At 62.5% G+C, this 17252-nt stretch carries 20 protein-coding genes and 1 tRNA gene; 5 read left to right on the top strand and 16 right to left on the bottom strand.

Going from position 1 to position 17252, the window contains the following annotated elements; genetic code table 11:
* Nucleotides 1-31: 31 nt before the first annotated feature.
* Nucleotides 32-1084: an AbrB family transcriptional regulator gene (locus ACQY4V_RS06855; protein ID WP_428516106.1), complete on the top strand. Its 1053-nt coding sequence runs from the start codon at nt 32-34 to the stop codon at nt 1082-1084.
* A gap of 58 nt (nt 1085-1142) precedes the next feature.
* The gene (locus ACQY4V_RS06850; protein WP_428516105.1) at nt 1143-1898 is read left to right on the top strand and encodes an SDR family NAD(P)-dependent oxidoreductase; all 756 of its coding nucleotides are present in this window, start codon (nt 1143-1145) and stop codon (nt 1896-1898) included.
* Between the two features lie 5 nt (nt 1899-1903).
* Here ACQY4V_RS06850 and ACQY4V_RS06845 read toward each other — a convergent pair whose 3' ends face one another.
* Genes ACQY4V_RS06845 through ACQY4V_RS06835 form a run of 3 tightly spaced genes read right to left on the bottom strand, consistent with a single transcriptional unit; the run spans nt 1904 to nt 5311 of the window.
* Nucleotides 1904-3382: a carboxypeptidase M32 gene (locus ACQY4V_RS06845; RefSeq protein WP_428516104.1), complete on the bottom strand. Its 1479-nt coding sequence runs from the start codon at nt 3380-3382 to the stop codon at nt 1904-1906.
* Nucleotides 3379-4518, bottom strand: coding sequence for a heme A synthase (gene ctaA, locus ACQY4V_RS06840; protein ID WP_428516103.1), 1140 nt, complete (start codon nt 4516-4518; stop codon nt 3379-3381). Before ctaA ends, ACQY4V_RS06845 begins: the two co-directional genes overlap by 4 nt.
* Nucleotides 4519-4567: 49 nt before the next feature.
* The gene (locus tag ACQY4V_RS06835) at nt 4568-5311 is read right to left on the bottom strand and encodes an RNA methyltransferase (protein WP_428516102.1); all 744 of its coding nucleotides are present in this window, start codon (nt 5309-5311) and stop codon (nt 4568-4570) included.
* Nucleotides 5312-5438: 127 nt separating this feature from the next.
* On the opposite strand from ACQY4V_RS06835, the gene ACQY4V_RS06830 reads away from it, so the two are divergent.
* Complete coding sequence (locus ACQY4V_RS06830; protein WP_428516101.1) at nt 5439-6059, top strand: thiamine phosphate synthase; 621 nt, start codon at nt 5439-5441, stop codon at nt 6057-6059.
* A 20-nt stretch (nt 6060-6079) separates the two neighbouring features.
* Here the strand turns inward: ACQY4V_RS06830 and ACQY4V_RS06825 are convergent, their stop codons facing one another.
* The 3 genes from ACQY4V_RS06825 to ACQY4V_RS06815 all read right to left on the bottom strand — a co-directional run bounded on the left by ACQY4V_RS06825 (nt 6080) and on the right by ACQY4V_RS06815 (nt 8005).
* Nucleotides 6080-6913, bottom strand: a complete 834-nt coding sequence (locus tag ACQY4V_RS06825; protein WP_428516100.1) for a lysophospholipid acyltransferase family protein — start codon at nt 6911-6913, stop codon at nt 6080-6082.
* A complete protein-coding gene (locus ACQY4V_RS06820) occupies nt 6910-7677 on the bottom strand; it encodes a GNAT family N-acetyltransferase (protein ID WP_428516099.1) in 768 nt (255 codons plus the stop codon). The genes ACQY4V_RS06825 and ACQY4V_RS06820 overlap by 4 nt, the downstream gene beginning before the upstream one ends.
* Nucleotides 7678-7822: 145 nt before the next feature.
* Nucleotides 7823-8005, bottom strand: a complete 183-nt coding sequence (locus tag ACQY4V_RS06815; RefSeq protein WP_152492334.1) for a DUF3553 domain-containing protein — start codon at nt 8003-8005, stop codon at nt 7823-7825.
* Between the two features lie 28 nt (nt 8006-8033).
* Between ACQY4V_RS06815 and ACQY4V_RS06810 the strand changes: the two genes are divergently transcribed.
* Nucleotides 8034-8642, top strand: coding sequence for a histidine phosphotransferase family protein (locus ACQY4V_RS06810; RefSeq protein WP_428516098.1), 609 nt, complete (start codon nt 8034-8036; stop codon nt 8640-8642).
* Here the strand turns inward: ACQY4V_RS06810 and ACQY4V_RS06805 are convergent.
* From ACQY4V_RS06805 to ACQY4V_RS06765, 9 genes are all read right to left on the bottom strand, one after another.
* Entirely contained in the window at nt 8629-9894 is a 1266-nt protein-coding gene (locus tag ACQY4V_RS06805; RefSeq protein ID WP_428516097.1) for a glutamate-5-semialdehyde dehydrogenase, read from the bottom strand. The genes ACQY4V_RS06810 and ACQY4V_RS06805 overlap by 14 nt on opposite strands.
* A gap of 42 nt (nt 9895-9936) precedes the next feature.
* Complete coding sequence (gene proB / locus ACQY4V_RS06800; protein WP_428516096.1) at nt 9937-11043, bottom strand: glutamate 5-kinase; 1107 nt, start codon at nt 11041-11043, stop codon at nt 9937-9939.
* A complete protein-coding gene (gene obgE / locus ACQY4V_RS06795; protein ID WP_428516095.1) occupies nt 11031-12068 on the bottom strand; it encodes a GTPase ObgE in 1038 nt (345 codons plus the stop codon). Before obgE ends, proB begins: the two co-directional genes overlap by 13 nt.
* 162 nt (nt 12069-12230) lie before the next feature.
* Nucleotides 12231-12767, bottom strand: a complete 537-nt coding sequence (locus ACQY4V_RS06790) for a GNAT family N-acetyltransferase (protein ID WP_428516094.1) — start codon at nt 12765-12767, stop codon at nt 12231-12233.
* On the bottom strand, nt 12764-12910 hold the full coding sequence (locus tag ACQY4V_RS06785; RefSeq protein ID WP_428516093.1) for a hypothetical protein: 147 nt from the start codon (nt 12908-12910) through the stop codon (nt 12764-12766). Before ACQY4V_RS06785 ends, ACQY4V_RS06790 begins: the two co-directional genes overlap by 4 nt.
* 71 nt (nt 12911-12981) lie before the next feature.
* Complete coding sequence (rpmA, locus tag ACQY4V_RS06780; RefSeq protein ID WP_152492328.1) at nt 12982-13251, bottom strand: 50S ribosomal protein L27; 270 nt, start codon at nt 13249-13251, stop codon at nt 12982-12984.
* 11 nt (nt 13252-13262) lie between these two features.
* Nucleotides 13263-14000: a 50S ribosomal protein L21 gene (locus tag ACQY4V_RS06775; RefSeq protein ID WP_428516092.1), complete on the bottom strand. Its 738-nt coding sequence runs from the start codon at nt 13998-14000 to the stop codon at nt 13263-13265.
* A gap of 224 nt (nt 14001-14224) precedes the next feature.
* Nucleotides 14225-15052, bottom strand: a complete 828-nt coding sequence (locus tag ACQY4V_RS06770; RefSeq protein ID WP_428516091.1) for a DUF2059 domain-containing protein — start codon at nt 15050-15052, stop codon at nt 14225-14227.
* A gap of 6 nt (nt 15053-15058) precedes the next feature.
* The gene (locus tag ACQY4V_RS06765) at nt 15059-15832 is read right to left on the bottom strand and encodes a DUF2059 domain-containing protein (RefSeq protein ID WP_428516090.1); all 774 of its coding nucleotides are present in this window, start codon (nt 15830-15832) and stop codon (nt 15059-15061) included.
* Between the two features lie 184 nt (nt 15833-16016).
* On the opposite strand from ACQY4V_RS06765, the gene ACQY4V_RS06760 reads away from it, so the two are divergent.
* Nucleotides 16017-16106: transfer RNA gene (locus ACQY4V_RS06760), tRNA-Ser, on the top strand.
* Nucleotides 16107-16174: 68 nt separating this feature from the next.
* Here the strand turns inward: ACQY4V_RS06760 and ACQY4V_RS06755 are convergent.
* Nucleotides 16175-16780, bottom strand: a complete 606-nt coding sequence (locus ACQY4V_RS06755; RefSeq protein ID WP_428516089.1) for a response regulator — start codon at nt 16778-16780, stop codon at nt 16175-16177.
* Between the last annotated feature and the right edge of the window lie 472 nt (nt 16781-17252).

Raw genomic sequence — 17252 nt, 5'->3', positions numbered from 1 at the left:
CGTTCCCCGCAGAGGGTGGTTCAAGGGGATCATGCACTCCCTGCTGACCACTTTCATCCTGCTTGCGCTGGCAAGTGTCGCGGCGTTCGCGGCACAGGCCTTGGGGTTCCCGCTGCCCTTCATGATCGGCCCACTGGCGCTGTCCGGGGCCGTCGCGACCATTTTTTCCGCGCGCTTGCCAGCGGGTTACAGGTTTCCACCGCAGCTTCGGCTCGTGTTCATCTCGATCATCGGGCTGATGATCGGGGCTCAGGTGACGCCGGACCTTTTCGGCGAGGCGTCGCGCCTGGCGATCAGCTTTCTGGCACTGACGCTGTTCGTGGTCGTGGCTCATGCCTACGGCTATGCCATCCTGCGGTTCATCGGAGGATATGATCGCCCCACCGCCTTTTACGGCTCGGCCCCCGGAGGTCTGTTCGAGTCCATCGCCCTGGGCGAGGAAGCTGGCGCCGACCCCGCCCGCCTGACCTTGCAACAGTTTCTGCGAATCATTTCCGTGGTCACGCTGTTGCCGATCGGTCTGTCGCTCTGGGTCGGGCATCCGGTGGGCAGTTCTTCCGGCGTCACGCTCGCCCGGGGCGACGTGCCGTGGCAAGCGTTTCCCTACATTGCCGTCGCCGGCGGGACGGGTCTTGCCCTTGGCCAGTTGCTTCGATTGCCGGCCAAGCAATTGACCGGGCCTCTTGCGGTGGCGGCAGTCTTGTCGCTGACCGGACTGTACCATGTCGATGTGCCGCAATGGCTGGTGAACGTGGCGCAGATCGTTGTCGGAACAGCCCTTGGCATGCGGTTTTCGGGATTGTCCGGCGGTCTGGTCCTGCGCGGGATGGGGCTGACGATATTGTGCGTCGGCGGAATGATGGGGCTCGCGATCATCTTCGCGCTGGCCCTGATGCAAGCGCTTGACCAGCCTTTCGATGTCTTGCTGATCAGCTTTGCCCCGGGCGGTGTCACCGAGATGTCCCTCGTGGCGCTCAGCCTGTCGGCCAATCCGGCTTTCGTGACGCTGCATCACATCTTTCGTATTCTGATTACCGTCGTGAGCCTCGGATTGAGCGCCAGCTTCCTGCGCCGCAAGCTTTGACAGCGCGGGTGTTCTAGATTATCTGAACGGCTGTTCATTTCAAAGTCCCGGAGGCCCCATGCAGATCACTGAAACCGCCGCGATCATCACCGGAGGCGCCTCGGGCCTGGGCGAAGCGACGGCACGGCATTTTCGCGCTCATGGGGCCCAGGTGACGCTGCTGGATCGCGACGCTTATCGCGGTGCCAAGTTGGCAGCCGAAATCGGCGCGGCTTTCGCTGAGACGGACGTGACGGATGAGGCCTCGGTCAAGGCTGCCATTTCCACCGCCAAGCGCGAGATGGGGCGCATCACCGCCGCCGTCAATTGCGCCGGCATCGCCACCGGGGAAAAGACGCTGGGCCGCGAGGGGCCGCACAGCCTGGATGGCTTCCGCCGGACGATCGACATCAACCTGATCGGAACCTTCAACGTGGCCCGGTTGGCCGCCGAGGAAATCGCGCAGAACGCTGCGGCACAGGACGGCACGCGCGGCGTGATCATCAACACCGCGTCGATCGCCGCCTACGAAGGCCAGAAGGGCCAGACCGCCTATGCCGCCTCGAAAGGCGGCATCGTGGGATTGTCGGTCCCCATGGCGCGGGACCTGAGCCGCGCCGGTATCCGGGTGATGGCCATTGCCCCGGGTATCTTCGCCACGCCCATGCTGAAAGGGCTGCCGCAGGACGTGCAGGACGGGCTGGCGCAGGATGTCACATTCCCCAAGCGGCTGGGCGACCCGGACGAATACGCGTCGCTGGCACGCTTCATCGTCGAGTGCGATTATCTCAACGGCGAGGTCATCCGGCTGGACGGCGCGTTGCGGATGCAGTGAGGGTATCAGCCGCCTGCAAGCGCACCGAACTTGGTTTCAAGATAGCTCATCAGGGGCGCGGCAGACGGGGCGGCACCACAGGCGCGCGTGATGAGGTCCTTCGGCTCGAAGCGGCCCCCATGCCGCTGAACCCGCTCTTGCAGCCAACCCGTTGCCGTAGACAGGTCCCCCACGGACAGTTGATCGTCCAGATCGGGGACATCCCGGCGCAGCGCCTCGTTCAGGCAACCGGCATAGACATTGCCCAGGCTGTAGGTCGGGAAATATCCGAAGAGGCCCACGGACCAATGGACATCCTGCAACACGCCATGTGAGGGGCGGTCCACGTCATACCCGAAATCGCTTTTGAAACGGTCGTTCCAGGTCGCATCGAGGTCCTCGACCTGAAGGTCATCCGCAAACAGTGCCCGCTCGAGATCAAACCTCAGCATGATATGAAGGTTGTATTGCACCTCGTCGGCCTCGGTCCGGATATAGCCGCGATGGACACGGTTCACGAGCGCATAGAACGCGTCCTCGTCCGCCACGCCGAATTCTCCGAAGACGTCGCGCATCCGTCCGTAAAGATACCCGCAGAAGGCACGGCTACGGCCCAGCTGGTTCTCGTAAATCCGGCTTTGGCTTTCATGCACGCCCATCGACACGCCCTGCCCCGCCGGGGTCAGCAGGAATGCCTCGTCGATGCCCTGTTCGTAACAGGCGTGGCCGACCTCGTGGATCGTGGAATAAATGCAGTTGAACGGATCGTCCTCGACGGTGCGGGTGGTGATGCGGACGTCGTCGCCCGAGCCGCTGGAAAATGGATGCACCGCGCGGTCGATACGCCCGCGCGTCAGGTCATAGCCGAACGTGCGGGCCAATTCCTGACCGAGGACCATCTGTTTACCCGTGTCGAAACTGGCCGACAGGGGCGCCACTGGGGGTGCGGTCAAGGCACGTTCCCGTAGCGCGACCAGCCCGGGCCGCATCTCGTCGAAGATTCGCGCGAATTCGGCCGCCTTGCCGTTAGGCTCGAAGTCATCGACGAGCGCGTCATATAGATCGCCGCCCTCTGCCAAGGCAGCCGCCTCTTCGCGCCGCAGTCTGACCACCTCGGCCAGCGTGGGCAGGAATGCGGCCACGTCGTCATTGGCGCGGGCCTCGGCCCAGATGCCCTGGGATCGGCTGGTCAGTCGCGCGAGGGCGGTGGCGAGTTCGGACGGCACCTTGACCGCGCGATCGTAGCTGCGTCGGATCAAGCGCAGCTGCGCGGCGCCGTCCTCGTCGGGCGCGACGGCCTGTTCCAGCCACTCGCCAACCTGCGGGTTCGTGCGCCGCGCGTGCAGGACGCTTTCCATCGCACCGCTTTCCTCGGCCCGCTGTCCTGCGGCCCCGCTCGGCATGAGGGTTTCCTGGTCCCAGCTCAGCCGCCCGGCGATGCGGGCCAGTGCCTGGGTTTCCCGCTCATAGGCCATGAGCGAGTCGTATGCGGTCGGCAAGCTCATCCGCGCACCGATCGCACGACGGGATATTGGCTGAGGAAGCGTGCCCTGAGGATCAGAACCCACAGAATCACGGCGAGAACCTGGTGCGTGATCGCCAGTTGCCAGGGCGCGATGTAGAGGACGGTCATGATCCCCAGAACGACCTGCAGGACCAGCGCGAGAAACGCGAAATTGAACGCCCCGCGCGTCAGGGCATGGGCAGAGCGGCGCCCTCGTAACCAGACCACGATACCGAAGGCCAGCAGCAGGTAGCCGGTCATGCGGTGCATGAACTGGACCAGGCCGGGGTTCTCGAAGAAGTTCCTGATCCCAAGCTCCGGCATCCAGAAATCGACCGGCAGGAAGCCGCCTGCCATAAGCGGCCAGTCGGTAAAGGTGCGGCCCGCGTCAATTCCCGCCACAAGGGCACCGATCAGAATCTGCAGTAAGGCGAAATGCAGCCAGCCGGTGGACAGGCCGAACAGCTTGCCTTCGCGGCTGCGCCGGGCCTGCATCAGTTCACGCTCTTCGCGGCCAAGGCACATCACGTACCATGCAATGAAGCCCAGGATCACGAAGGCCAGCCCAAGATGCACGGCCAACCGATAGCTGGCCACGTCAAGCATCTCGCCCGTCAGGCCCGAACTGACCATCCACCAGCCGATCGCACCCTGAAGCCCGCCAAGCCCGCCCAATAGCAGCAAGCGGCCCGCCCAGCCGGGCGGGATTTTTCGCGTGACCAGGAACACCAGGAAACCCAAAGCCCAAACAAGTCCGATCACGCGGCCCAGTTGCCGGTGCCCCCATTCCCACCAATAGATCGTCTTGAATTCGGACAGGCTCATGCCCTTATTCTGAAGCTGGTATTCGGGGATCGCGCGGTACTTTCCGAACTCGGCGTCCCACGTGGCGGCGTCCATGGGGGGCAACGCGCCGGTGACGGGTTTCCATTCGGTGATCGACAGACCGCTGTCGGTCAAGCGTGTCAGCCCGCCCACGGCGATCATCACGACGACCAGTACGAAGAGCAGCGTCAGCCACAGCCGCACCGCGCCCCGCGCCCCGCGGCGTCCGGCGTCTATCATGCCGCCTCGCGGCGTCTCCCGCGGGACATCGGCGTCGGACACCTCTTGGAAAATGCTGCGTTTTTCGCTCATGCTCCGCCCCCTTCAGATGGCGCGAAAGTAATCCGCGCCGCGCCGCGCTTCAACCGCGCTCCTTCCATCGCACCATTTGCCGCAGCACCCCGTGAAGCATCTGCACGTCCGCGCGCGTCAGGGCCATGCGACTCCACATGTTGCGCAGGTTGATCTTCATACCGCGGGCCTTGGCCTCGGGAAAGAAGAAGCCTGCGTCCTCGAGGCGTTCTTCGTAATGCGACGAGAGGGCTTCGATCTCCTGCTGGTTGGCCCATTCGGTGCCGGCCATGTCCACGCGCGAAGCCTCGACCGCCTCCGAGGCGCGACGCCACTCGTACCCGCACAGCAAAACGCATTGCGCCAGGTTCAAGCTGGGAAAGTCCGGATTCACCGACACGCTGATGATCGCATTCGCCCGCGCCACATCCTCGTTTTCCAGCCCCGCGCGCTCCGGCCCGAAGAGGACCGACACACGTTCGCCGCGCGACAGGCGGCGGGCGGCCTCTTGCATCGCGCCTTCCGGGCTGAAGACGGGTTTCGTCAGGCCGCGTACGCGCGCCGTCGTGGCCATCACGAAGGTTTCTTCCTCGACCGCGGTCGCGAGGTCGGGGACCAGCCGCGCCTCGTCCAGCAAACGCCCCGCGCCGCTGGCCATTGCCACGGCTTTCTGGTTGGGCCAGCCATCTCGCGGGGCGGCGATCACCATCCGGTCAAGACCGAAATTCCACATTGCACGGGCCGCGGCCCCGATATTCTCGCCCATCTGTGGGCGCACCAACACGAAACGCGGCTGCATCTTGTCGTCCCTCATCCAGACCCTCCACCGGCCCTGCCATAGTCGACGCGGTGACCACGGGAAAGCGTAAACCGGCGCAATCGCGACCCGTAGACGCTTGTTCGAATCCCGGTTATAGGGGCAAAAACAGGACGAAAAGACCATGGCCGAGCCCGAGCAGCCCCAGATTTACCTGATCACCCCGCCAGAAATCGAACTGGCGCGATTTCCGCAGGCCATGGGCCGGGTTCTGGACGATCACGAGATCGCCTGTGTCCGCCTTGCACTTTCAACGCATGACGAGACGGCTCTATGCCGTGCGGCCGATGCCTGCCGCGAGGTGGCCCACGCCCGCGACGTGGCCATCGTGATCGACACGCATTTCGTTCTGGCTGAGCGTCTGGGACTGGATGGTGTTCACCTGACAGACGGTGCGCGCACAGTACGCAAAGCCCGCAAGGAACTGGGGCCGGACGCGATTGTGGGCGCTTTTTGCGCCACGTCGCGGCACGAGGGCATGAGCGCGGCTGAGGCCGGCGCCGATTACGTCAGCTTCGGGCCGGCGGGCGTGTCCGCCCTGGGCGACGGGTCGCAGGCGGAGCCGGAGCTTTACGAATGGTGGTCGCAGATGATCGAAGTGCCTGTCGTCGCGGAAGGCGCGCTGGACAAGGCCACCGTGGTGCATCTTGCCACCATGACGGACTTTTTCGGTATCGGCGAGGAAATCTGGCGCGAAGATGATCCCAGTGCCGCGCTGGTCAACCTGATCGCAGCCGGAGCCTGACCCGGATCAAGGGACTGCAGTCATCCGGGCAGAGCGCTTTCCGGGGGCATAGCACTTCTGACGCTATTCTCCAGGGCCTGGGCCAGTTTCTTGCGGTCGGAAAAATCGCTGATCCTGAGCGGCTCATGATAGATCACCCGCACGCCGCCTTGGGGAAAGCGCGACAGGACCTGCACCATGTGCGGACCGAGGTCCATGTCGCCCCACCAGCCGTAGAAGCGCGGCTCCTCGACGCCATCGGGAGCGATATACACAACGGTGACAGGTTGAATGCGCATCCCGGTTTCCAGGTCCGCAAACGCTGCGAACAGGCTGGATTTGAAAGGCAGCACGCGCATTCCGTCAGTCGAGGTGCCTTCCGGGAAGAATAACAGTTTGCGCCCCGCATCCAGTTCAGCCTTCAACTGGTTACGTTGGGCATCGGCCTGCCGCGGGTTGCGATTGATGAACACGGTGCCGACCAGTCGGGCAAGAAATCCGATACCAGGCCAACCTGCTACTTCCGCCTTGGACACGAAAGTGATCGCCTGACCTGCCCCGAGCGCGAAGATATCCATCCATGACGCGTGGTTGGCCACGACCGCCCCGTGATCGCGCATCGGCTTGCCTTCGCGCAGATAGCGCAGGCCGATGATCCGCAACCCGGCCCAGATCGCCCAGCGTTGCAACCAAGCAGTCAAGGGACGGCGCCGGTCGAAGAAATAGGGCTCAACCAGGCGCAGGATCAGCACCACCAAGACGCCAGGCACGATGATCGCGACCAGAACGATCAGGCGGAGCGCAAGGATCAGCCAGCCAATTGGCTTCACCTTCGCCATCTTCGCAGGCTGACGCGATTCCCAGGTCGGGCTCACAGGTCGGCTCCTTTCGAATAGATCGCCTTCTGCCGCGCGTTGAGGCGCCCGGTATCCATCACAAGGCACACGTCCGTCGTATTGAAGGTTTCGTCGATGAAAGCGCCGTCACCCACGAAACCGCCCAGTCTGAGATAGGCCTTGATCAGCGCAGGCACCTGCAGCATCGCCGCGCGTCGGTCGATCTGGGCTTCGGGCACGAGGTCCAGCGGTTGGTAGTGTTCCGCCACGGTGCGGACCCGCAGGGCCTCGGGCGCGAGATGCCTGTGATGCAGAAGCGAAAGCGGCTGCGCGAGTTTTGCCGGATCGGTGCCGTGAAAGCTGGCGACGCCGAACAGGATCTCGATGTCATGCTCGGCCACGTACCGCGCGAGCCCGTTCCACAGATGATACATGGCCGCGCCGCCGCGATACCCTTCCGCCAGGCAGGAACGGCCAAGCTCCATGATACGCCGCCCTGATTGCTTGAGAACCGAAAGGTCGTATTCATCCTCGGAGTAGAATTGACCCGCCTTGTCTGCCTGGTCGTCGCGCAGAACGCGATAAACCCCCACGATCGCCCCGCCACGGGAATCGTCGGAAAGCAAAAGATGGTCGAAATACGGGTCGAACCGATCGCGCTCCAGCTTCGCTTCGTGATCCACGAGAGGTCCATCGCCGCCAAGTTCGGAGACGAAAACGTCGTATCTCAGGCGCTGTGCCGCCTGCAGATCGGCCTCGTCCCGGGCCAGCCTTACGGTGAACTGCACATCGCGAGTATACATCAGGGTCCTGCTCAGAATGGCTGCGCGGGTTTTAAGGCGTTTCGGCCCCGGGCTGCAACCACAACAGACCGCTGGCGGCTCTTGCCTGCCGAGCCACGCGGACTTGCGATGTTCCCAAGACGTGTTAACGTTCCAGTAACCAAGATCATGGTTCAGTGATGGGCAGCAATTCAATGCGGGAGCCGTCGATAACAACCTTACCTACATCCTGGAAGTTCACGGTGATCTTGCCACCGATATTCGATTGGACTTGTCCGGTTCCCCAATCCGGCTGATCGGGATGGACGACAAGCATACCGGGCTCGAGGATGCTGTTCAGATCGGACATCGGCGGACTCCGCGGGAAAGGATACGACTTGGTCAGTGATACCAACGCCATCGCCGCATTGATAGGCTCTCGGATATGCCACGACCTCATCAGCCCGATCGGCGCTGTCAGCAACGGCATCGAACTGCTTGAATTGTCCGGGGCCGCCGCATCGCCCGAATTTGCGCTGGTTGTTGACAGCGTGGCACATGCCAATGCCCGCATCAGGTTTTTCCGCCTGGCCTTCGGGGTCGCCAGTCCGGATCAGGACACCGGCGCCGAGGAGGTCAATTCGATTCTTCACGACCTCCACACGGATGAGCGGACGATAATCGACGCGTTTCCACCCGGACATTATCCGCGGCGCGAAGTCAGGGCGGTACTGCTTGCCCTGCTCTGTGCCGAACAGGCAGTGCCCTACGGCGGTCGGATCACGATGACGCTTTCGGACGAAGGCTGGCTCGTGCGGGCGACGGCGGACCGGATGAACTCCGATCCCGAGTTGTGGGACCTGTTGAACGGCACGCAGGGCACGGCATTGCCGGCGCCCGCTCATGTCCAGTTCCTGATCCTTCCGACGGCGGCCTGGGATGCGCGGCTCGACTGCTCTGCCAACCTGACCGACGAGGCGGCCGAGGTCCGGCTCAGGCGCGCGTAAGCCCGTCGCCTTCAACCAGGTATTTGAAGCTGGTCAGTTGCGTAGCGCCGACGGGGCCACGGGCGTGCATCTTTCCGGTTGCGATGCCGATCTCCGCGCCCATGCCGAATTCTCCACCGTCGGCGAACTGCGTCGACGCATTGCGCATCAGAATCGCGCTGTCCAGTTCGGCAAAGAAGCGGTCCGCCGCGGCATCGTCTTCCGTGATGATGCAGTCCGTATGCTGGGACCCGTATTTCCTTATGTGTTCAATGGCTTCCGACAAGTCTTTCACCTGTTTTGCGGCCATGACCATCGCCAGAAACTCAAATCCCCAATCCGTATCGCTGGCCGGAACGGTTCCGGACACCGATTGCAGCGCCGGGTCTGCACGCACTTCCACCCCTTTTTCGAGGAGTGCCCGGATGACGCCCTGTCCGATCGTATCGGCGGCGTCTTCGTGGACCAGCAGACACTCTGCCGCGCCGCAGATGCCCGTGCGGCGGGTCTTGGCGTTCATCACGACGCGCAGCGCCTTTTCCGGGTCGGCGTCCTTGTCGATGTAGATATGCACGATGCCCTCGAGATGGGCAAAGACGGGAACCCGTGCCTCGCGCTGCACGAGGCCGACCAGCCCCTTGCCTCCGCGCGGTACGATCACGTCGATCGTGCCGGTCATCGTCAGCATGGCCTGGACGGCAGCCCGGTCACGGGTCGGCACAAGCTGGATGGCGTCCTCGGGCAGGTTGGCCTCTTTAAGCCCTTCGACGAGGCAACGGTGCAGCGCGCCCGAGGAATGAAAACTTTCTGAGCCACCGCGCAAGATCACCGCATTGCCGGACTTGAGACACAGGGCGCCCGCGTCTGCCGTCACATTCGGGCGGCTTTCGTAGATCACGCCGATCACGCCCAAAGGCGTGCGGACGCGGCGAATATGCAGGCCGTTGGGACGATCCCATTCCTCGATCACCTCGCCCACGGGGTCTTGTTGCGCCGCGACGGCCCTCAGCCCATCGCAAATCGCCCCGATGCGGGCTTCGTCGAGCATGAGGCGGTCCATCATGGCATCCGAAAGACCTTTCTCCGCGCCGAATGCGAGGTCCTTGGCATTCGCCTCGAGTATTTCGGCGCGATTGTCCCAGACCGCTTGCGCCGCCGAGGTCAGCGCAAGCGTTTTCGCCTCTGGCGACGCCGTTGCCAGCACCACCGCCGCCGCTTTGGCGCGCTGGCCGATCTCTTCCATCACAGCCGGAATGTTCTCGAGGTCTTTCATCGCTTCACCTGTTCGTTCGTGCCGAAACTATCAGCACGCCTGTCATATGGCCATATCGTCCCGATGTATGAGCGGGCCACGGGCGGGATAGCCCAGCACCTCCTCGATCTGATCAGAGCGCAGCCGCTTGATCCGCGCAGCATCCGAGGCGTCGTAGCGCGTCAGCCCCTGCCCCAGTACGGCGCCGGTTTCGTCCGCGACCTCGACCGCGTCGCCCCGACCAAACCGCCCGTTCACATCTGCGACACCGGCCACCAAAAGGCTGGAGCCCGCGCGCAGCGCCTTGACCGCGCCCGCATCGACGATCAGCCGGCCTTTCGGTTTCATGGCGGCGATCCATTGTTTGCGCTTTTGCTGCGGATCGCCCTGCGCGGCGAACCACGTTGCCGGCGCGCCATTTTCCAGGGCACTGATCGGGTGCAGCACCGACCCTTCCGTGATCGCCATGTCGCATCCGGCCGCCGTGGCGGTCCGGGCGGCCAGCAGCTTGGTCTTCATGCCCCCCTTCGACAGGCCCGACCCTGCAGCGCCCGCCATCGCCTCGATCTCGGGCGTGATATGCGAGATCAGGTCGAAGCGTTTTGCACTCGGATCGACCCTGGGATTTGCGGAGTAGAACCCGTCCACGTCACTGAGCAGAATCAACTGGTCCGCACCGGCGGTCACCGCAATCTGTGCCGCCATGCGATCGTTGTCGCCATAGCGGATTTCATCGGTTGCGACAGTGTCGTTCTCGTTCACGATCGGCACCACGCCAAGGGACAGTAGCTGTTCCAGCGTTGCCCGGGAATTGAGATAGCGCCGCCTGTCTGCGCTGTCTTCCAGCGTGACCAGAACCTGAGCCGCGATGATGTCGTGCTTGGCCAAGACCTCGGTATAGGCCGTGGCAAGCTGGATCTGGCCGACGGCGGCAGCGGCCTGGGATTGCTCCAGCGACAGATCGGCGGCCGGCAATTTCAGCACGCCCCGGCCAAGCGCGATGGACCCCGACGACACCAGTATCACATCGGTGCCCTGATTTCGCAGGCGCGCCACATCCTCGGCCAGCGCGATCAGCCACTCGTGCCGCAGCTTGCCTGTATCACGGTCGACAAGCAATGCAGAGCCGATCTTGACAACAAGGCGCTTCGCGTCGGCTACGGTTGCCACGGGGCGTCCTCGTCGTCACCCGACCGCTCGCGCAATCGGCCCTTGTCGATATAGGCGCGCAGAGCGCGCAGCACGTCCGTCACCCCTTCACGTGAGACGCCGGACATCGGCAGAACGCTCGATCCGGTCAGTGCCTCGAGCTCTTCCTTCAGGAAATCCCGTTCTTCGTCGTCCAGAGTGTCTATTTTGTTCAGCACGGTGACGCGCGGCTTTTCGGCCAGGCCACCGCCATAGGCCTCAAGCTCGTTTACGATCGTGCGGTAGTCGTCGAGCAGCGTGCCGGATGACCCGTCAACCAGATGCAAGAGGACGGCACAGCGTTCCACGTGACCCAGGAAGAGATCGCCAAGCCCCCGCCCCTCGGATGCGCCGTCGATCAGGCCGGGGATGTCCGCGACCACGAACTCGGTATTGTCGACGCCGACGACACCGAGGTTGGGGTGCAGCGTGGTGAAGGGGTAATCGGCAACCTTGGGCCGCGCATTGGACGTGGCCGCCAGAAACGTCGATTTGCCCGCGTTGGGCAAACCAACGAGGCCCACATCCGCGATGAGCTTGAGGCGTAGCCAGATGGTACGCTCGACACCCTCTTGCCCCGGATTGGAGCGGCGCGGTGCCTGGTTCGTCGACGTCTTGAACCGCAGGTTGCCCCACCCGCCATTGCCGCCCTTGGCAAGGCAGACACGCTCGCCCACCTCGGTCAGGTCGGCGATCACCGTTTCCTGGTCCTCGTCGAGGATCTCGGTGCCCACGGGCACGCGCAGCAAGATGTCGTCGCCGTCCGCGCCGGTGCGTTGCTTGCCCATGCCCGGCTTGCCATTGTCGGCGAAGAAATGCTGCTGGTAGCGAAAATCGATGAGGGTGTTCAGCCCCTCCACGGCTTCGGCCCAGACCGAGCCGCCGCCGCCGCCGTCGCCCCCGTCGGGACCGCCGTATTCGATATACTTCTCGCGCCGGAAACTGATGCATCCGTTGCCGCCGCTGCCCGAGCGGATGTAAACCTTGGCGAGATCGAGAAACTTCATGTCATGCCTCAGATGGCGTCAGGACCCGTGCGTAGTGCGAAATGCGATCCGGCTCAAGACTGCAGGCGCAGGAACGTCCGGCTTGAGCTTGCGCCAAAGCCTGGCGCTCGGACCTATGTACCGGCTCGAACGCCCGACGTGAACAGGGACCATGCCAGCCATTCATACGGTCCGACTGTAGGTCCAAGTGGGCACCGTCGCCTTGCGCGCAACCGAAAAGCTTTCGGCATCGCCCAGATAACTGAACCCACAATTCGTCAGGACACGGGCCGAGGACGCGTTGTCCTGGAAGACACTCGCGAAAATCGTGCTGGAATCCTGGGGATTCGCATCTAGCAGAGCCGTTACCGCCGCGCTTGCGAGGCCGCTGTTCCAATAGGCGGGAGCAATCCAGTACCCGATCTCGGACTGGCTGCGATCCATGCGCGTGAGGCCGATAACGCCCATGACTTCGCCCCCGCCGATGCGCGTGCCATCCAGGACCCAGACATCCTCGGGATGCTCCGGGTCCATCACACGGGCAATGAACGCCTCGGCTGTGCCGGGGGGCATCGGATGCGGAATGGAGGACGTGAACCGCGCCACGCGCTCGTCCCCGGCATAAAGTCCCACAAGACCCGAATCCGATGCGCGGATCGGACGAAGGTCAAAGCGTTCTGTTGCGATCAGCGCGTCGGGAACAAGCTCTTCGATTTTCATGTGCTGTCTCCTCCGAAAAGCACCATCACGTCCCAGGCCAAGGTTGCGTCGACAAAGCCGCGCACCATCCCAAGTGCAGCGTATTTTCCATGCGGATCGGCATCGTCCGGTCTCCTCCATTTGTCCGGAACGGATGCGGTCACGGCCTGGCACATTGAAAAAGGGGACCGGCGATGTGCCGATCCCCCTGAATATCTTGCCTTGAAGGTTCGGCTTACTCTGCGGCCTCCGCCACCGGGAGAACCGAAATAAAGGTACGGCCCTTCAGGCCCTTGCGGAAATGCACGGCGCCTTCGACAGTCGCGAAAAGGGTGTGGTCCTTGCCCTGCCCCACGCCGTCGCCCGGCCAGAACTTGTTGCCGCGCTGACGCACCAGGATGTTGCCAGGAATCACGGCTTCGCCGCCGTATTTCTTGACGCCAAGACGACGGCCGATCGAGTCGCGACCGTTTCTGGATGAACCGCCTGCTTTCTTATGTGCCATATCGTCTCTCCTTAGCCTTTGGCCAGTTCTTTGGCCTGTTCGACCCAGCCTTCACGCTCGATGCGGCCTTTGAAGGACAATTTTTCGTCCATCTCAGCGATGTCATCGGCGGTCCATGCCGCGATCTGGGCAAACGTGGTCACGCCTGCCTCGTGCAGTTTCTTTTCAAGCGCCGGGCCCACGCCGGACAGCTCCTTCAGGTCGTCACCACCCTCGGCCTTTGCGGCTTTCTTGGGGGCAGCCTTCTTTTCCTCGGCCTTCTTCTCGGCTTTGGGTTCGGCTTTCTTGGCGACGCTCTTTTCCTTGGCTTCGTCGTTCTTCACACGCTTGGCCATCTCGGCCTGCTCGGCCTTGTTGTCGGCGTAACGGGTCTTGCCCATGCCTGCGGCCAGTGCGCTTGCACCAACGGCAGCCTTCACGCCCGACTTGTCGGCGCCCTTCTCAAGGATCTCGGTCACGCGCAGAAGCGTCAGTTGCTGACGGTGGCCGCGGGTCCGCTGCGAGCCGTGCTTCCGGCGGCGCTTGACGAAGTTGATGACCTTGTCGCCCTTGATCTGATCGACGACCTCGGCCTGGACGGCCGCGCCTTCGATCAACGGAACGCCGACGACCGGGCTGTCGCCGCCCAGCATCAGGATCTCGTTGAACTGGACTTTCTCACCGGCATCCGCTGCCAGCTTCTCGACGCGCAGCATATCGCCCGACTGGACCTTGTACTGCTTGCCGCCGGTTTTCAAAACCGCAAACATCTTTCGCTTCCCTTTGTCTTCCGCATTCTGTGGCCCCGGGGTCAACCGGCGTTAGGTGCCTCGAACGGCGCGCCCCCGAGGGGCGTAAAAAAATTAAATCCCGCACGAGTCACCCCGTCGGGATGGCCGCTTATCCTAGGGGTGCACTCCAAAGTCAAGCCTTGCACCCGCTGCAAAAGTGGATTTTCAGGACCCTGACGGCATTGGCCAACTGCTGGATGGCGTCAAAGTTCTTCGCTGCGCATGTGTTCCGCCAGCGCCTGCCCCAGCAGATACGAGATTTCATCGTACATCCGGTCGTAGGCGTTGAATACGGCCGTGTTCAGAACTCGGCCCTCCTCGGTTCGGTAAAGCTCGGCGTAAGAGGCCAGTTCCTGAGCTTGCAACGGGCGGTATGCGGTCATCAGGAATGAGCCCAGCCATGCCTCGGATTCCGCGCGTATGGACGACTCCTGCGCCCAGACATCGGCCAGCATGTCGGATTCTCCCAGGTCGATGGCGCCGCCGTCGGCAAGACCGCGATAGAACATCAGGTTGGCATTCATCGCCCCCATGACGTTGTATTCAACAAGGTCACTGTCGGCGATAATGGTCTCGACCTGTTTGAAAAGCTCGGTTTGCTGATCCTGTGCGTCCTCGTAGGCGTCGATCGCGGCAAGCTCGGTTTCTTCGTTCAGGAACGCTTCGCGGGCGTCGATTTCGAGACCAATGATCTCCTTCCCCAGGTCGCTTTCGAAGAATGAGACCAGAGGGGCGACATCCTCGCCGTCCAGCGCGGTCTCGAACCCTTGCGTGATGACCGCTTCCATCTTCTCGGCATCATAGATGCGCGACACGGTGCGATTCCAGTCGTCGGGTGACACATCGGGAAGCATCTCGGCGCCGATCTCGGCCCCGTAGCGCAAGCCTTCCTCGCGCATGATTTCGACCGTATCGCCAATGCGCATGAGGGCGATAAGCCGATCGCTGTCACTGTCCTGCGCCCACACCGGACTGCAAAAGATCAGCGCCGCCGAAAGCGTGCCGATCACAAAAGATCCTGCGCCAGTCATTGCGGTTCAGAGCTCCTGTCCAGGGTGCATTTCGGCCATGCGGGCGGCAAGGACCTCAAAGCGGTTCGCCATGATCTCGTACTGTACCGCGTTCATCAGCTGATAGACGGTCTGCATATCGGGATGCTCCAGCGCCTCGAGATAGGCCTGCAACTCGTCATTCGAGAAGGCCTGGTACGTATAGGCTGCACCTGCAAGGGCCGAGGCCCGCATCGCCTGGCGCAATTCGTCCTCGCCCGCCTTCATGGCGGCACGAAGCGCCCCTTCGTCAAGGTCCTGCTCGAGAATGCCGGCATTGGATGCGGCCATCAGAAACCGGACCTGGATCTCTTGAACGGCACGTACCGAATTGCCATCGGAATCCACGGCTTCGTTCAGATTTTGCAGGGTCTCGACGCGTTCGTCGCCCTGCTCCACCGCTTCGGCCACGAGCGCACGGCCCTCCTGCTGCTTGGCCTCGTCATCCTCGACCATGTGCGAGGTGTTCTCGGCTTCGACCAGCCGTTGACCCAATGGCGATGCATAGAACTCCGCGGCATGGGACAGGTGCTCATCGCTCAGGGTTTCGGACAGGATGTCCAAAGCCATTTCCTGCATCTTTTCGGTGTCGAAAACCTGCTGTGAGACACGGCTCCAGTCCGATCCGAAGTCGCCCGTCTGCATCCCCAGCATCGCCGGCGCGTCGCCGGCCGCGAGTGCGATACTATCAAGGGCGACCCCGAACCCCGTCACCTCGAGGAAAGCCTCAAGCCTGTCGCGGTCGGCGGCACGGACCTGCATTGCGGCAAGCAGCGCAACAGCCAGAGCGGCAATTAAAACAAGGGGACGAATTGTGCGCGATAGGGTCACGATACCTCCTGGGGTCTCACGGTTCCCCTCAACCTAGGCAAAATCCGAAACGAAACAAGGCAAACCCCTTGTCACTCCGTTCAAAGGCGATTAAACGCACCCTCCAGACCCCCGCGGAGAGGTGCCGGAGTGGTCGAACGGGGCGGTCTCGAAAACCGTTGACCCTTCACGGGGTCCCAGGGTTCGAATCCCTGTCTCTCCGCCATTTTATCCGCCAAAGTGAGATAGAGACGCAGACATTTGTCGGGTTTGCGGAACGTTTGGTGGCCTTCGCTAGACCAGCCCCATGTCTCGCCCAAGCATCGCCGCATGGGTGCGATTCCTGGCGCGCAGTTTGCGCGACAAAGTCTTGACGTGAAGCTTCACCGTTACTTCCTGGATCTCCAGATCCCGGGCGATTTCCTTGTTCAGCTTGCCCTCGGCAAGCCGTCTCAGGACTTCCTGTTCGCGCGGCGTCAACGACGCGGCGTTGGTCGCGGTCGGTGCGTCTGCAAGAAAATTATCCGGCAGGAAAGTCTCGCCAATGAGCATTTTCCGGATCGCTGTTACCATAGCCTGGGGATCCAGCGTCTTGGGAAGAAAACCCGCGGCGCCTGCACGCAAGGCGCGCCGCGCGATATCTGTTGGGGCTGTGCCCGACAGGATCGCAACCGGGCAACCCGACAGGGCACACATCCGGGTAAGACCGGACAGCGCTCCCATACCCGGCATTGTGTAATCCAGCAGGATCAGATTGAACGGGCCTCTTTCGGCGTTGATCTTGAGCGCCTCGTCAAGCGAGCCCGCCTGCTCGACGCGAAAACCTGCATTGGACGTCAAAAAAAACGCAATCGTGTCCCGGACGAGGTCATGGTCATCGGCCAGCAGTATCTTGTTCATGACCGTGCTCTGTTACCACTATCGTTTTGCGCCTTGCTTCCGCGTCGGGCAGACTTCAACCGGCACGGGCACTCTTACAGCTCATATCATCGCACTATGCCCGGCACCAATCCTATCGCAAGCAGAGGCTGAGCCGGCTTTCAAGCTACTTGTCAAGCGGGCTGCAGTATGTCGGTCCTTGTGGTCGGTCCCTGCGCACGCAAAGCCGGCGGCCTCACGACCGGCAGTAACGGTTATTTGATCACGCGCGCGCCGACGGTGATTGCAACAGCATCACCACAGGACCGGCGAATTGACGGATGTCCCCGATTGATACGTACTTGAACTTTATCAATCAAAAAAAGCTGAGCAGAAAAGGCATTTCCACGATTGTGGATGCGCAATTCTCCCTTTGCCCACATGCGATCGACAATGGAGCGTGGGCAATTTCGCGTTCTCGGCTAATGGGGTTGGTCCCTGCGCAGCGCTTGCT

The sequence above is a fragment of the Roseovarius sp. genome (assembly GCF_965277045.1).
In the GTDB taxonomy this organism is placed as follows: domain Bacteria; phylum Pseudomonadota; class Alphaproteobacteria; order Rhodobacterales; family Rhodobacteraceae; genus Roseovarius.
Note: the sequence above shows the minus strand (reverse complement) of the source record. Positions and strands in the feature narration are given on the sequence as shown.